The 13,826-nt window shown below is 60.0% G+C and carries 15 protein-coding genes; 3 read left to right on the plus strand and 12 right to left on the minus strand.

The window, feature by feature from the left end; genetic code table 11:
* Positions 1 to 12: 12 nt before the first annotated feature.
* The 11 genes from GH975_RS10865 to GH975_RS10915 all read right to left on the minus strand — a co-directional run bounded on the left by GH975_RS10865 (position 13) and on the right by GH975_RS10915 (position 9,864).
* Positions 13 to 1,176 (minus strand): D-alanyl-D-alanine carboxypeptidase family protein, encoded by a 1,164-nt coding sequence (locus tag GH975_RS10865; RefSeq protein WP_153714542.1) that lies wholly within the window; start codon positions 1,174 to 1,176, stop codon positions 13 to 15.
* A gap of 11 nt (positions 1,177 to 1,187) precedes the next feature.
* Complete coding sequence (locus GH975_RS10870) at positions 1,188 to 1,988, minus strand: septal ring lytic transglycosylase RlpA family protein (protein WP_153714543.1); 801 nt, start codon at positions 1,986 to 1,988, stop codon at positions 1,188 to 1,190.
* Positions 1,985 to 2,956, minus strand: a complete 972-nt coding sequence (gene mltB / locus GH975_RS10875) for a lytic murein transglycosylase B (protein WP_153714544.1) — start codon at positions 2,954 to 2,956, stop codon at positions 1,985 to 1,987. Before mltB ends, GH975_RS10870 begins: the two co-directional genes overlap by 4 nt.
* A complete protein-coding gene (gene rodA / locus GH975_RS10880; protein ID WP_153714545.1) occupies positions 2,953 to 4,083 on the minus strand; it encodes a rod shape-determining protein RodA in 1,131 nt (376 codons plus the stop codon). Before rodA ends, mltB begins: the two co-directional genes overlap by 4 nt.
* Complete coding sequence (mrdA, locus tag GH975_RS10885) at positions 4,076 to 5,947, minus strand: penicillin-binding protein 2 (protein WP_153714546.1); 1,872 nt, start codon at positions 5,945 to 5,947, stop codon at positions 4,076 to 4,078. The genes rodA and mrdA overlap by 8 nt, the downstream gene beginning before the upstream one ends.
* 2 nt (positions 5,948 to 5,949) lie before the next feature.
* Positions 5,950 to 6,405: a 23S rRNA (pseudouridine(1915)-N(3))-methyltransferase RlmH gene (gene rlmH / locus GH975_RS10890; protein WP_153714547.1), complete on the minus strand. Its 456-nt coding sequence runs from the start codon at positions 6,403 to 6,405 to the stop codon at positions 5,950 to 5,952.
* Positions 6,405 to 6,764 (minus strand): ribosome silencing factor, encoded by a 360-nt coding sequence (gene rsfS, locus GH975_RS10895; protein ID WP_322788850.1) that lies wholly within the window; start codon positions 6,762 to 6,764, stop codon positions 6,405 to 6,407. Before rsfS ends, rlmH begins: the two co-directional genes overlap by 1 nt.
* Entirely contained in the window at positions 6,757 to 7,362 is a 606-nt protein-coding gene (nadD, locus tag GH975_RS10900) for a nicotinate (nicotinamide) nucleotide adenylyltransferase (protein WP_170272637.1), read from the minus strand. The genes rsfS and nadD overlap by 8 nt, the downstream gene beginning before the upstream one ends.
* On the minus strand, positions 7,359 to 8,615 hold the full coding sequence (locus GH975_RS10905) for a glutamate-5-semialdehyde dehydrogenase (RefSeq protein WP_153714844.1): 1,257 nt from the start codon (positions 8,613 to 8,615) through the stop codon (positions 7,359 to 7,361). The genes nadD and GH975_RS10905 overlap by 4 nt, the downstream gene beginning before the upstream one ends.
* Positions 8,616 to 8,681: 66 nt before the next feature.
* The gene (locus GH975_RS10910) at positions 8,682 to 9,251 is read right to left on the minus strand and encodes an LON peptidase substrate-binding domain-containing protein (RefSeq protein ID WP_153714549.1); all 570 of its coding nucleotides are present in this window, start codon (positions 9,249 to 9,251) and stop codon (positions 8,682 to 8,684) included.
* A complete protein-coding gene (locus GH975_RS10915) occupies positions 9,244 to 9,864 on the minus strand; it encodes a flavin prenyltransferase UbiX (protein ID WP_153714550.1) in 621 nt (206 codons plus the stop codon). The genes GH975_RS10910 and GH975_RS10915 overlap by 8 nt, the downstream gene beginning before the upstream one ends.
* Positions 9,865 to 10,003: 139 nt before the next feature.
* Here GH975_RS10915 and GH975_RS10920 point away from each other — a divergent pair, with 139 nt between their 5' ends.
* The 3 genes from GH975_RS10920 to GH975_RS10930 all read left to right on the plus strand — a co-directional run bounded on the left by GH975_RS10920 (position 10,004) and on the right by GH975_RS10930 (position 12,757).
* Positions 10,004 to 11,263 (plus strand): 6-phosphofructokinase, encoded by a 1,260-nt coding sequence (locus GH975_RS10920; RefSeq protein WP_153714551.1) that lies wholly within the window; start codon positions 10,004 to 10,006, stop codon positions 11,261 to 11,263.
* Between the two features lie 142 nt (positions 11,264 to 11,405).
* Positions 11,406 to 11,933 carry an inorganic diphosphatase gene (ppa, locus tag GH975_RS10925; RefSeq protein ID WP_153714552.1) on the plus strand — a complete coding sequence of 176 codons (528 nt, stop codon included), beginning with the start codon at positions 11,406 to 11,408 and terminating at the stop codon, positions 11,931 to 11,933.
* Positions 11,934 to 12,040: 107 nt separating this feature from the next.
* The gene (locus GH975_RS10930; protein ID WP_322788851.1) at positions 12,041 to 12,757 is read left to right on the plus strand and encodes a VIT1/CCC1 transporter family protein; all 717 of its coding nucleotides are present in this window, start codon (positions 12,041 to 12,043) and stop codon (positions 12,755 to 12,757) included.
* On the opposite strand, the gene GH975_RS10935 is transcribed toward GH975_RS10930, so the two are convergent.
* The gene (locus tag GH975_RS10935) at positions 12,754 to 13,791 is read right to left on the minus strand and encodes a DUF2333 family protein (RefSeq protein ID WP_153714553.1); all 1,038 of its coding nucleotides are present in this window, start codon (positions 13,789 to 13,791) and stop codon (positions 12,754 to 12,756) included. The genes GH975_RS10930 and GH975_RS10935 overlap by 4 nt on opposite strands.
* Between the last annotated feature and the right edge of the window lie 35 nt (positions 13,792 to 13,826).

Consider the following 13,826-nt stretch of genomic DNA (forward strand, 5'->3'; position numbering starts at 1 on the left):
AGGGCGGCGCGGTTACTGAACCGCGCGCAACACCCAATCCATGGCTTGTTTAAATAGCGATCCGTCAACGACCGCTTCGGTGGCAATCACCGGGACCAACGCCAAGGTCTCGCCTTCCAAAGTCACCGACAGCATGCCGATTTGCTGGCCCTGGGCGATCGGCGCAACCAGCTCCGGCTGCATGTCCAGCGACACCGACAGGCTCTCGCGCGCGCCCTTGGGCAAGGTCAGGTAGACCGCGTCTTTCGGCCCCAGCGACACGACGTCGCGCTCACCACCCCAGACCCGGGCGGTGGTGTCCAGCGTTTGGCCGGCTTGGAACAGCGACACGCCCTCAAAAAAGCGGAAGCCGTAGTTCAGCAGCTTGGCGGTTTCTTGTTCGCGAGACTGGGTGCTTTTGGTGCCCATCACCACTGAAATTAAGCGCATACCGTTGCGCTCGGCGCTGGCGACCAAACAGTAGCCGGCTTCTTCGGTGTGTCCGGTTTTCAGACCGTCGACGCTGGGGTCTTTCCACAGCAGACGGTTGCGGTTGTCTTGCTTGATGTCGTTGTAGGTAAAGGACTTTTGGCTGTATAGCGAGTACAGATCCGGGTGCCCGTAAATGATTTCGCGGGCCAAAATCGACAGGTCACGCGCGGTCGTAAGGTGCCCGGGGGCCGGCAACCCAGTGGCGTTGTAATAGGTGGTATTGGTCATGCCCAGTGCGCTGGCCTGGGCGGTCATCAGTTCGGCAAAGCCGCCTTCGCTGCCGCCCAAAAATTCGGCCACGGCGACCGAGGCATCGTTGCCGGATTGAATAATAATGCCTTTGAGCAAGTCACCCATCTCGACCTGGGTGCCCTCGCGAATGAACATCCGCGAGCCGCCCGTCTTCCAGGCCTTAACGCTAATCGGCACGCTGTCTTCAAGCGTCACAGTCCCCGCTTTAAGGTCCTTTTCGACCAAATACGCAGTCATCAGCTTGGTCAGGCTGGCCGGCGGCAGCGGCTGGTCGGCATTGGACTCAACGATCACGGTGCCAGTGCTGCCGTCGATCAATAGATAGCTGGAGGCGGCCAGGCTGGGCGCCGACGGCACCGGTCGTTTGATGCTGGTCGGAACCGGCACGGTCAGAGTGGCGGCCATGACCCAGCTCGACAGGGTCAACAGCAATGGCAATGTTAGTAAGCGCATTCGATTCTCGTTTAGTTAGTCACGGTAATGGCGTCGATGTCTTGTTGTGCCAAATTCAATCGCGTCGCCTCACCCTGCTCCGCTGAAAACGGCCCCAGTTGCACCCGATACGACGATACATCACCTATGGTAACGGATTGCACGCGGCCTTGCGCGGGGCTCAAACCAAGCTTACCAAGGGTCGCCGTCAGCAGGGATTCGGCGGCCGCTCGCTGTGACACGCTGGCAATCTGCAGGAACTCAGTGGCACTGGGTTGCGCGGCCGTTTCGACCAGGTCCGGATGGGCTAAAATTTCCAGTTGAACACGGGCCGTGCCCAAGGTGTCGTAGCCGATACGCTTGGCCGCGGCCCACGACAAATCAATAATTCGGCCTTTGGCGAAGGGCCCACGATCGTTGACCCGAACGATCACCTGCTGGCCGTTTGCCAAGTTGGTGACGCGCAGATAACTGGGGATCGGCAAGGTCTTGTGGGCGGCGGTGAATTCAAACATGTCATACGGCTCGCCCGAGCTGGTCAAGCGCCCGTGGAACTTGCGCCCATACCAGCTGGCGGTGCCGACTTCTTGGTAACCGCTGGCACTCGGCATCACCTGATATTCGACTCCAAAGACCCGGTACGGACTGACGTTGCCACGGCGAATGCGCGCCTGCGACACCGGTGTTGGCAGCGGCTTATTGGCGACGTCCATGGACCGCAGCGGTGGCCCGTCCTGGCTGCTAACCTGCGCTGGCGGTTTGCCAACACTCATGCCCGATATGGCCGAGCAACCCGACAGCAGTGCTACTCCGAGTAATCCAACTAACCTCATTCGACTTGCCTTGAGCGCTCAATCCGGCGCGATAAATTATTGACCGATAACGCGTACATCAATGAACGGTTGTAGCGCGTAATCACGTAAAAATTGTTCAATGCAACATAATATTCGTCACCATCGGCGCCATCCAGCCGAAACAGCTTGGCACGCGCCGTGTCGCCGCGCTGAACGTCAAACTTAACGCCGGCGTTGCGCAGCGTCTGTAGTGTCGTGTCGAGTTTTAAACCTCGTGAAACCAACGCATTGGGGTTGGACTGTGGCGGTCGCGCACTGACCACAATCGGTTCGCCCTGACGCCAGCCGTGGCGCGCCAAATAGGCGGCGACGCTGCCGATCGCATCGACCGGGTCGTTCAAAATATCGCGGTCACCGTCACCGTCAAAGTCAACCGCATAGGCGCGGTAGCTGGACGGCATAAACTGCGCAATGCCCATGGCGCCGGCGTAGGAGCTATTGAAGCTCGTGGCCTCGCGGTTTTCTTCCAGCGCCAAGGTCAATAATTCGCGCAGCTCGCGGGTAAAAAATTCGCTACGCCGCGGGTAGTCCAGCGCCAAGGTCGTCAGTGCCTCCAGCGCACCGAACGATCCGGTAATCTGACCGTATTGGGTCTCGACCCCAATGACCGCAACAATCACCGATGCCGGCACCCCGAAGTCTGCCTGTGCACGGGCCAAGGCGTCGGCGTGAGTTTGCCAAAACGCCACACCCTGCAATGCGCGCTCGTCGTTGTCAAAAATGGGCCGGTAACGAAACCACGGCATGGCTTCGGCCTGGCGATCAAACAGGTCGAGCACCCGCTGTTGTTTCTCGACCCCGATAAACTGGCGTTCCAGCCAGCCTTTAGGCATCTGGTAGTCCAGCGACCATTCACTCATCAGACGCCGCAAACGTGGGTCGTCGGCATAACCGTCCGCCGACACCCAGGCAGGCATTGCCAGGCACAAAGCCCACCACCATTTCACAGTGACACCATCCGCTTTTCGCGTTGTGTGGCCATAATTAGGCCAAATGAAAGCAACAAGGTCATGGCGCTAGTGCCACCGTAGCTGACCAGCGGCAGCGGCACACCGACCACCGGCAACAGCCCACTGACCATGCCAATATTGACGAACAAATAGACAAAAAACGTCAGTGTCAGCGCTCCGGCCAACAGTCGCCCCCAGGTTTCATGGGCATTGCTGGCTAGCCATAGGCCACGGGCAATCACGAACAAATACAAAATTAACAAGACCAACACGCCGAGCAATCCGAGCTCCTCGGCCAACACTGCAATAATAAAGTCGGTGTGGCTTTCAGGCAAAAAATCGAGCTGAGCTTGGCTGCCCATTAGCCAGCCCTTGCCACTCAGGCCGCCCGCGCCGATCGCTGTTTTCGATTGAATAATGTTCCAGCCGGTGCCCAAGGGGTCACTTTCCGGATCCAAGAATGTCAGCACGCGCTGGCGTTGGTATTCGCGCATACCCAACCACAACGCGGGCAACGCAACCGCCGCCAAACCACCCGCCGCGGCGATCCAGCGCCACTTCAAACCGGCCAGCAAAATGACAAAAATGCCGGACGCGGCGATCAATAGCGAGGTCCCCAAATCCGGTTGCCGAGCGACTAACACCACCGGCACCACCACCAGTCCCAGGGCCACCAGCGCAGTCGGAATGGTGACCGGCAAGCGGTGACGTGAAATCCACAGCGCGACCATCAGCGGGACCAGCACCTTGAGCAATTCCGACGGCTGAAAGCGCGGCAAACCTGGAAAATCCAACCAGCGCTGGGCGCCTTTGGCACCGGTCCCGGCCACCAGCACCGCGATCAGCAACAAAATACCCACCCCGTAGCCAATCGGCGTCAGCAGTCGAATCCAATGCGGCCGTACCCAGGTCACCGCCACCATCAACGAAAAGCCCGCGGCTAATCGAATAGCTTGGCTTTGGACCCGGTCCATGTCTTGGCCGCTGGCGCTGTATAGGACATACAGGCCAAACGCACTGATCGCGATTAGCCCCAGCAGCAGCGGACCGTCCAACCCCATGCGCGCCAGCACCGACGGTTCACGGCGATAGCTTTGCAACCCGGCATCGGCATAACTAGTCATCGAACACTCGCAGCTCGCCATTCTGGTTAAGTAAATATGCGTCCATGACCTGACGCGCCACAGGGCCTGCGGTTGAACCGCCCGAGCCTCCATTTTCGACAATCACCGCCACCGCAATGCGTGGGTCCGTCGCCGGCGCAAAGCCCACGAACAAGGCGTGATCGCGATACTTTTCTTTGATCGACTCGGCGTCGTATTCCTCGTCTTGGCCCAAGCCACGAACCTGCGCTGTACCGGTTTTCCCGGCGATTCGGTATTTTGCATTGGCGCCCGCCGCACGCGCCGTACCGCGGCTGCCGTGCATCACTTTTTCCATCGCCGTAACGACCCGCCCCCAATTCTTAGACGCCATCGAAGGCAGTTCGACCGTCTCTGGGCGCAATGGTTCCACCGCCCCATGCGACAGCGACTGAACCATTTTCGGTTCACGCCACAGCCCACGGTTTGCCAGCGCCGCGGTGCTGGACGCCAATTGCAACGGCGTGGTCAGCCAGTAGCCCTGGCCAATCCCCGTGATCACGGTTTCGCCGGGGTACCAGGCAATGCCGCGGTTGGCTCGCTTCCAGTCGCGCGACGGCAGGATCCCCGAGGCATCGCCCCAGACATCCATGCCCTGCTCGCGACCAAAACCGAACTGCTGCATGAACGAGGATAGATCGTCGATACCGGTGCGCACGGCGAGGTCGTAAAACACGATGTCGCAGCTTTCAACAATGCCATCTTCGAGCCGGACCCAACCGTGGCCACCACGCTTCCAATCGCGGTAGCGACGCCCGGCACCGTCAAGTTGGTAAAAGCCCGGATCAAACACCCGGCGCTGCCAATCCACCGTGCCCGCGTCCAAACCGGCCATGGCCAGCAACGGCTTAATGGTCGATCCGGGTGGGTATTGGCCGCGAATGGCGCGGTTATACAGCGGCAGCTGAGGATTTTCGCGCAGCGCACGGTAGGCCTTGCTGGAAATCCCAGTGACGAATGGATTGGGGTCATAACTGGGGATCGAGACCATCGCCAAGACCCCACCGGTGCGCGTATCCAAGGCCACCACGCTGCCTTTGCGCCCGGCTAAGGCATCCACCGCGGCTTGCTGCAGGGCCACATCCAGATACAGCGTCAAATCCGCACCCGGCGTCGGGTCGACTTGCGACAGCACACGCATGACCCGGCCGCGGGCATTGGCTTCGACTTCGCGCACGCCGACCTGGCCGTGCAACTGAGTTTCGTAAAAGCGCTCGACCCCCAACTTGCCGTGGTATTCGGTGGCCCGGTATTGAGCGGCGTCGACCCGACCCAGTTCTTTCTCGTTGATCCGCCCAACGTAGCCGAGCGCGTGCGTCAGCAGGTTGCCGTAGGGATAACGCCGGGCCAGCCGGGCCTCGATCGAAACGCCGGGTAGCCGATGGTTGTCGACACTGATGAGCGAGACCTCGTCATCGGTCAATTTGGATTTTAAGGTGACGGACTCGAACGGCCGGCGCGAACGCTCGAGGCGCGTTCGAAAACGCTGAACTTGCTCGTCCGACAAGTCAATTAGGCTACGAAGCACATCCAACGTAGCGGCCAAATCATCGATCTGCTCGGGCACCAAGACCAGGTCATTGACAGGTGAGTTGAGCGCCAGCAAGCGCCCTTGGCGGTCGTAAATCAATCCGCGCGGTGGGGCCACCGCCTGGCTTTGGATACGATTTTGAGCGGCAAGCTCAGCGTATTTTTGGTGTTGAATGATTTGCAGGTACGCCAGTCGCCCGACCAGACCCAGGGTCAACGCCACCACTAACCCAAATGCCACCAGCACCCGGCGCTGAAAAATACCGCGTTCTTGGTTGCGATCGGTGAACTTCGAGGTATCGGAGCGAAAGCCCATACTTAGTCCCGGTGGTAGGGATGGCCGGCCAACAACGCTTGGCTGCGGTACAGGCTTTCGGCCATAAAAACCCGCACCAAGGCGTGCGGCAAGGTCAGTTGCGACAGCCCCCAGAGCGCATTGGCGCGGCTACGAATGTCATCGTGCAAACCGTCTGCCCCGCCAATCACGAATGCCAGCGGCTGGCCCTGACCGACCCACTTGGCATAGGCCTGGGACAGTTCGCGCGAACTGAATTGACGCCCACGCTCGTCCAGCGCGATGACCCAGGCGCCCTTGGGCAGCTTGGATTCGATCAAACGCGCTTCGTCGGCCTTGCGGCGATCGCTGTCGCTGTGCTTGCTGGGCGCCAGCAGCTGGGTCACCAACCCCGGCCGCAAACGCTTGGTGTACTGCTCTATGCCCTGGTTAACCCAGTCAGGGGCCTTGTGGCCGACACAGAGCAACTGGTGGTTCATCAGTCCTCGGCGGCGACGTCGTCACCGGGGCGACGGTCCCAAAGGCTTTCCAAGTCGTAAAATTCACGCGTTTCCGGCAGGAAGCAATGGACCACGACCACGCCTAAGTCGACCAACACCCACTCGCCCGAGTCTTGGCCTTCGGAGCCCAAAGGACGCTGATCCGCGTCTTTGGCTTTTTCGATCACGTTTTCCGCCAACGAGCGTACGTGACGGTTAGATGTTCCACTTGCCACCACCAGCATATCGGTGACCGAGGTCTGGCCGGTGACATCGATGGTAACGATGTCGTTACCCTTCATGTCTTCCAGTGCATCCACCACCAATTGGGTCAGCGCTTGGGTGTTCATATTACTCATACAGTCCGTGTTCCTTTATGTAGTCGGCAACCGATTCGGTTACCCATGTTTGCCAGTCGCCGCCGTTAGCGCGCGCATGGCGTACCCGCGACGACGCTGAATCAACCGCCGCAAAGGGCAAGTGGGTCCAGCGCCCTTTCGGGCTCTGTTTAAATTCGTCCAGCGTCGCCAGTCGGCCACGCCAGGCGTTCGGGGGTGCCGGCAGCTCAAAACCCGGCCGGCTCAATACCACAATGCCCGCCAACTCAATCAGTTGCGGGTAAGCGTGCCAGCGCTCAATCGTCGCCAGCGCATCGGTGCCCAAGCAAAACACCAAGGTGTCCACATTTTCACGCGCCAAGTGCGCAAGCGTGCGCACAGTATAGCTAGGTTGGGGAAGTGACAACTCTACCGGATTCACGTCGATGCCCGATTGATCGCGACAGGCCAACGCCAACATGGCCAAGCGGTGATGATCGTCGCCAGGACGGCCTTTCAACGGCGACTGGCGATTCGGGATCAACTCAACCGAACACCCGAGCGCATCACGCACCGCACGTGCCGCCGCTAGGTGACCGCGCGTGACCGGGTCAAAGGTACCTCCCAGAAGCGCCCTCAAGGCCGCGTCTGACCCTCGCCCCAAACTACCCATTTTTGGCTGGTCAGGCCTTCCAAACCGACCGGACCACGGGCGTGAATTTTGTCCGTCGAGATACCGATTTCGGCACCCAGGCCGTATTCAAACCCATCCGCAAATGCGGTTGATGCATTGACCATGACACTGGCCGAATCGACATCACGCACGAACTGGCGAGCGCGCTCGATGGTGGCGGTGACAATGGCGTCGGTATGGCCGCTGCCGTAACGGTTAATATGTTCGACCGCGGCGTCGACGTCCGCCACAACACGACAGCTCATGACCGGCCCCAGGTACTCGGTGGCATAGTCTTGGTCCGAAGCCGGGGTCGCGTGGGCAATGAACTTGCGAGTTTCGTCGCAGCCGCGAATTTCAATCGACCGAGGCGCCAAGGCCGCTGCAATTTTGGGCAAAAATACCGCCGCCACGGCGCTGTCCACCAGTAAACTTTCCAACGCATTGCAGACGCCAAATCGGCGGGTCTTGGCATTCACAACCAGGCGCTCGGCCATCGCCAGGTCCGCATCCGCGGCGACGTAAATGTGGCAATTGCCATCCAGATGCTTAATCACCGGCACCCGGGCGTCACGGGAAATCCGTTCAATCAGACCGCGGCCGCCACGTGGCACGATCACATCGACATGACGGTCGTCTTGGATCAACAAGCTAACGGCTTCGCGGTCCGTAGTATCGAGTACCTGAACCGCGTCCTCGGGCATGTCCGTCTCGCACAGGGCGCGATGAACAATGCGCGCAATCGCCTGATTCGAGTTCAGGGCTTCTTTGCCGCCGCGCAAAATGGCGGCGTTACCCGATTTAAAACACAAGATGGCCGCATCAACCGTCACATTCGGTCGCGACTCATAGATGATGCCAATCACACCCAGCGGCACGCGCATTTGGGACAGGTGGATCCCGGAGGGCAGGTATTTACCATTGCTGGTTTGGCCGATCGGATCGTCCAACGCCGCTACCTGGCGGACGCCCTCGGCCATCCCAGCCACGCCCTTTGCGTCCAGGGTCAACCGATCCAGTAACGCGGCGTCCAGTTGCTGTTCACGACCCGCCGCTAAGTCCAGCGCGTTGGCCGCAATCAATGCCCCCGCCTCGGCTTCGAGCAGGTCGGCCAAACGCAGCAGCGACGCGTTTTTTTGGGCCGTCGATGCGCGCGCCATCTGACGCGACGCGGTGCGGGCACGTTGACCGAGTTGGTGCATGTAGTCGGACAAAATCATTGTATTCAAACCGCGGTTAAATTCAGCGCCCAGTGTAGCAGGAAAGCGTCACGGTTTAAGCGCGCCTCAGGTTGGCGCTTGGAGTGTTGACAGCGCCTCACGTAGCGCATTTAAACGCGCCAGAGGGTTCGGCTGTTCGATCAACGATTGCTTGACCGCCAGGTCAAACGGCAACAATTCCAGCAGCCGCCAGCCGACCTCGGAGGCACTCTCAAAATCGATATCCAACTCCAGCGACACCACCGCAGGGTGCTCGCTCAATGACGCCAGCAAACTGACCAGGTCCGCCTCGGCCTCGCCCGGTTCTATATCCGCTTCGGGCGGCAAATCGACGTGCTCGGCCCACCATAACCCGTCGTCGTCCTGGCTCGGCTGGCTTAGCTCGACCAAGCGATCGCCGACCGCGGTCAAGCCCAAACAGCCGTCCGGCAGCTGGTCAAAATCAACAATCCGACACACGCACCCGCGCGGTGAAAAGCCGTCGCCATCGGGGGCGACCACGACGAACCCTTGCTGATGGCGCATGCACCATTTGACCATCGCCAGGTAGCGCGGCTCGAATATACGCAGCGGCAAACGCCCACCCGGCGCCAGCACCAGCCCCAACACAAACACCGGCAAACGAATTTCACTCATGTCGAGCCCCCCATCGTGGCACCAAGTCTTGTTGAAGGTTGAGCTGCCCTAAAATTCGCGCGACCACGAAATCGACCAAGTCCTGGATCGATTCCGGGGCCCTATAAAAGCCCGGGCTGGCAGGCAAGATGACCGCCCCTTGGCGCGTTAACGACAGCATGTGTTCCAGGTGAATGGCCGAGTAAGGTGTTTCACGCGGCACTAGAATCAACGGCCGACGCTCTTTAAGCGCCACATCCGCCGCCCGTTCCAGCAAGTTATTGCTGGCCCCGGTGGCAATCGCTGACAAGCACCCCGTCGAACAGGGGCACACCACCATCGGCACCGGCGCACCACTGCCGGACGCCACCGGCGCCGACCATTGCTGCTCGCCGAACACGCGTATTTGACCGGCGCGAGCGCCAAAGGTTTCACTCAGAAAGCGCTCTAGGTCCGCCGCCTTCGGCGGCAACTTCAAGTCGGTCTCTTCGCCAAACACGATCCGCGCGGCTTGCGAAATCATGAACCAAACGCGCACGTCTTGTGCCACTAGGGCCTTTAACAGGCCCAAGGTATAAGGCGCGCCGGACGCGCCGGTAACCCCTACCGTCACTGTTTTTGCAAAATCACTCATACCTACACTATGGGGCCATCGTGGCAAAACCTAAAGCCGTGCGGCGCGCGTAACTGTGGCGGCGGTGTAAACTTACTAAGGTTGACAGCACCCACCGCATTGACAACGATAGCGCCGCTCAAATCAGCAGGGACGACTCATGTCAGGACGCAACGCTTTTTACGCCCAATCCGGAGGCGTCACCAGCGTCATTAACGCTAGCGCCTGGGGCCTAATCCAAGGCTGTCGCGCACGGCCCGACACCTTTGGCACGGTCTATGCGGGCCGCGAAGGCATCATTGGAGCGCTGGACGAAAACCTGATTGATACCAGTAAATTTCTGGATGACACCCTGGAACACTTACTCTGGACACCCGGCGGCGCGTTCGGCAGTTGTCGCTACAAGCTCAAAGGCATTGAACAAAATCGCACCGAATACGAACGCCTGATTGAAGTGTTCGACGCCCATGATATTGGCTACTTTTTCTACAACGGCGGCAACGACAGCATGGACACCGCCCACAAAGTCAGCCTATTGGCGTCTGAAATGGGCTACCCACTGACCTGCATCGGCATTCCCAAAACCATCGACAACGATTTAGCCGCGACCGACAACTGCCCCGGCTTTGGCAGCGTCGCTAAGTACGTCGCAACATCAACCGCAGAAGCCGGGTACGACATTGCCAGCATGTGCGGCTCGTCGACCAAGGTCTTTATCATGGAAGTAATGGGGCGCCATGCCGGCTGGATCGCGGCGGCGGCCGGCCTCGCCAGCGAGCGGGCAGAGTTCCCGCCGCACATGATTTTATTCCCTGAGTTGACCTTTGATGCCGACGATTTTCTAAACGAAGTTGATCGCTGCGTGGCCGACTACGGTTACTGCGTGGTCGTTGCCAGCGAGGGCATTGCCTACGCGGATGGCACGTTTGTTGCCGAAAGCGGCGTCAAAGATGCATTCGGCCATGCCCAGCTGGGCGGCGTCGCCCCGGCACTTGCAAAACTGGTCGGCGAGCGCACCGGCCACAAGTACCATTACGCCATCGCCGACTACTTACAGCGCAGTGCACGCCACATCGCCTCCAAAACCGACCTGGACCAAGCCATAGCGGTCGGTGAAGCCGCCGCGCGCTATGCAGCCGAGGGCCTGCAAGGGGTGATGCCGGCGATTATTCGAGGTGACGGCGACAGCTACACCTGGAGCATCCAGCCTGCCGATTTGTCCGACGTTGCCAATCACGAGAAATTCATGCCGCGCGATTTTATCACCGACAATGGCTACGCCATTACCCAGGCGGCGCGCGACTACCTGCAGCCACTCATTGAAGGCGAGTGTTTCCCGCCCTTTAAGGATGGCTTGCCGGAGTATCAGCGCCTGGACTTGGAGCGACTGGTAGCGCGTAAGCTGGCGCCCCGCGCTTAGCTGGCCGGGCCACGCTGGCCGGGCCACGTTGGCCGCGCCTAGCAGGCCGCGCCTAGCAGGCCGCGCCTAAAGGCGATATTGCGGGATACCTCTGCAGCGGCGATAATCTTGCCGCTTCCACTCAAAACATTTAGGTAGGACTATGTCATTTAACAACATTCCCGCGGGCAAAGATCTGCCCAACGACATCTATGTCGCGATCGAAATCCCCGCCAACGCGGACCCGATCAAGTACGAAATCGACAAAGATTTTGACGCGGTCATGGTCGACCGTTTTATGGCCACGCCGATGTTCTACCCCGCCAACTATGGTTTTGTTCCCAGCACATTGGGCGAAGACGGCGATCCGTTGGACGTGTTGGTTGTGACGCCCTACCCGGTCATGCCTGGCAGCATCATCCGCGCGCGGCCCGTCGGCATCCTCGACATGACTGACGAAGCCGGCAAAGATGCCAAAGTGCTCGCGGTGCCGCACACCAAGGTCAGCAAGCTTTACGACCACGTCCAAGAACCCGGTGATCTGGGGCAGCTGTTGCTGGACCAAATTCAGCACTTTTTCGAGAACTACAAAGACTTGGAAGACGGCAAGTGGGTCAAGGTTGACGGATGGCGCGGCAGTGACGCCGCCCGCGAAGCCGTGATCGCATCGGTCGCCGCCTACAAAGGCTGATCCCTACCCGATAGGACAGCGATAGCCGTCACCCTCACCGGTGGCGGCTTTTTTATTGGGGACAATTGGTTTAGCGTTTTCGCTCACGTCCACACCCAGAGTTGCCCATGCCCATGATCACGCCCCCGCCCGCACCCGCACACGAAGAGCACCACTTTATCACCCGCAGCGGCTGGCTTAGGGCCTCTGTACTTGGAGCCAACGACGGCATCGTCTCGATATCTTCGTTGCTGGTCGGTGTGGCCGCAGCCGATCCAAGCCCGCGGGCAGTGGTGGTAGCCGGGGTCGCCGGCCTGACCGCAGGGGCGCTGTCGATGGCCGCCGGCGAATACGTATCCGTGTCCTCGCAAGCCGACACTGAACGCGCTGACATCGCCCGCGAACAACAGGCGCTACTGGAGTCACCCAAGGCCGAGCTGGCTGAATTGGCGGCGATTTACGAAGCGCGCGGCATCTCCGCCGCCACCGCCCACCAAGTCGCGGTCGAGTTGACCGAGCACGACGCTTTGGCGGCGCACGTTCAAGATGAGCTGGGGTTGTCCGAGGTGCACAGCGCCAACCCGATGCAGGCAGCACTGGCCTCAGGTGCGACCTTTACCGTCGCCGGTGCGATTCCCTTGGCCGGCGCACTGATGGCGCCCGCCGATCAAACTATCGCCAGTGTCTTAGCCGTCACACTATTTGCGCTGGCAGTGCTGGGTTTGCTGGGAGCCAAGGCCGGCGGCGCCCCAATCGCGCCCTCCATGGTTCGGGTGCTCGGCTGGGGCATCGCCGCGATGGCGGTCACCGCCGGCATCGGCCATCTGTTTGGGGTGGCCGTTTAGCCCTCGCTTAGCAAAGAACGCAGATCAGTCATCGCCGAGTGCGCGCGACTGATGTAACTGGCCATGACCAACGAGTGGTTGGCAAACATGCCAAACCCACTGCCGTTCATAATGATCGGACTCCACACGGTGTCCTGGGTCGCTTCAAGCTCGCGGATAATTTGACGTACCGAGGCACGCGCATTCTTATCGTCTAGGACACCGGCAAAGTCCACTTCGATCGCCCGCAACACTTGAATCAGCGCCCATGCACTGCCGCGCGCCTCGTAGAACACATCATCAATTTCCAGCCACGGTGTTTTCACCATCGATACCGCCGGTGCCGGTGTCGACTGCTCGGCGTTGGAATCGCCTGCCAAATCCGTGTTAATCCGGACCTGGCCGACGCTGGCACTGAGGCGCTGTGACAACGAACCGAGGCGCGTCTCGACGTCGGACAACCAGCCTCGCAAGTTGTCGGCACGGGCAAAGAACTGCGCGTCCGGTTGGCTGGGGTCCAACAAACTGTCCAGATAACGGGTCAGCGCGCGCTCAGCCTTGCTATAGCTGCCCTCGGCCGACGGAAACCATTTTTCCGAATCAAAGTTCAGGGCCGGCTCGGCGACCACCAGGTGCTCATTTTCGGTCGACTGCGACTGTGACCGGCTGAAATCTTTGCGCAAGGCGCGAGCCAAATCTCGGGCCTGGACCAAGGCACCCCATTCGAAATTGGGCATGTTATCGACCACGATACCCGGCGGAATAATGTCGTTGGACAGGTAGCCACCGGGCTTTTCCAACAAGGTTCGCGTAATGTGCAGCAAAGCGCCGGTGGTCAGGCTGCCCGATTTTGGCGCGCGCCCGTCGTGGGTCGCCGCGACGATCTGCGCCACCTCAAAGCGTTCAGGCTCACGCGAGAACCAAACACCCAAAACCACGGTCATAATGAGTAACACGCCCAGCAATATCGCGACGGCCTTGATGGGCACACGCAAGCGCCGCCCCTTGGCGGACTGGTTTACAGCATTCAAAATGGTGTCGGAATCGTTACTCATTACACAGCGCTACCTTGGTCAAACGGATATGGGGT

The organism is Litorivicinus lipolyticus, from assembly GCF_009650135.1.
GTDB lineage: Bacteria > Pseudomonadota > Gammaproteobacteria > Pseudomonadales > Litorivicinaceae > Litorivicinus > Litorivicinus lipolyticus.

What these genes read in the sequence shown, in the direction of transcription:
- GH975_RS10865 (WP_153714542.1), bottom strand. Translation starts at nt 1,176, where the DNA reads ATGCGCTTACTAACATTGCCATTGCTGTTGACCCTGTCGAGCTGGGTC.
- GH975_RS10870 (WP_153714543.1), bottom strand. Translation starts at nt 1,988, where the DNA reads ATGAGGTTAGTTGGATTACTCGGAGTAGCACTGCTGTCGGGTTGCTCG.
- rodA (WP_153714545.1), bottom strand. Translation starts at nt 4,083, where the DNA reads ATGACTAGTTATGCCGATGCCGGGTTGCAAAGCTATCGCCGTGAACCG.
- mrdA (WP_153714546.1), bottom strand. Translation starts at nt 5,947, where the DNA reads ATGGGCTTTCGCTCCGATACCTCGAAGTTCACCGATCGCAACCAAGAA.
- rlmH (WP_153714547.1), bottom strand. Translation starts at nt 6,405, where the DNA reads ATGAACCACCAGTTGCTCTGTGTCGGCCACAAGGCCCCTGACTGGGTT.
- rsfS (WP_322788850.1), bottom strand. Translation starts at nt 6,764, where the DNA reads ATGAGTAATATGAACACCCAAGCGCTGACCCAATTGGTGGTGGATGCA.
- GH975_RS10905 (WP_153714844.1), bottom strand. Translation starts at nt 8,615, where the DNA reads ATGATTTTGTCCGACTACATGCACCAACTCGGTCAACGTGCCCGCACC.
- GH975_RS10910 (WP_153714549.1), bottom strand. Translation starts at nt 9,251, where the DNA reads ATGAGTGAAATTCGTTTGCCGGTGTTTGTGTTGGGGCTGGTGCTGGCG.
- GH975_RS10915 (WP_153714550.1), bottom strand. Translation starts at nt 9,864, where the DNA reads ATGAGTGATTTTGCAAAAACAGTGACGGTAGGGGTTACCGGCGCGTCC.
- GH975_RS10920 (WP_153714551.1), top strand. Translation starts at nt 10,004, where the DNA reads ATGTCAGGACGCAACGCTTTTTACGCCCAATCCGGAGGCGTCACCAGC.
- ppa (WP_153714552.1), top strand. Translation starts at nt 11,406, where the DNA reads ATGTCATTTAACAACATTCCCGCGGGCAAAGATCTGCCCAACGACATC.
- GH975_RS10930 (WP_322788851.1), top strand. Translation starts at nt 12,041, where the DNA reads ATGCCCATGATCACGCCCCCGCCCGCACCCGCACACGAAGAGCACCAC.
- GH975_RS10935 (WP_153714553.1), bottom strand. Translation starts at nt 13,791, where the DNA reads ATGAGTAACGATTCCGACACCATTTTGAATGCTGTAAACCAGTCCGCC.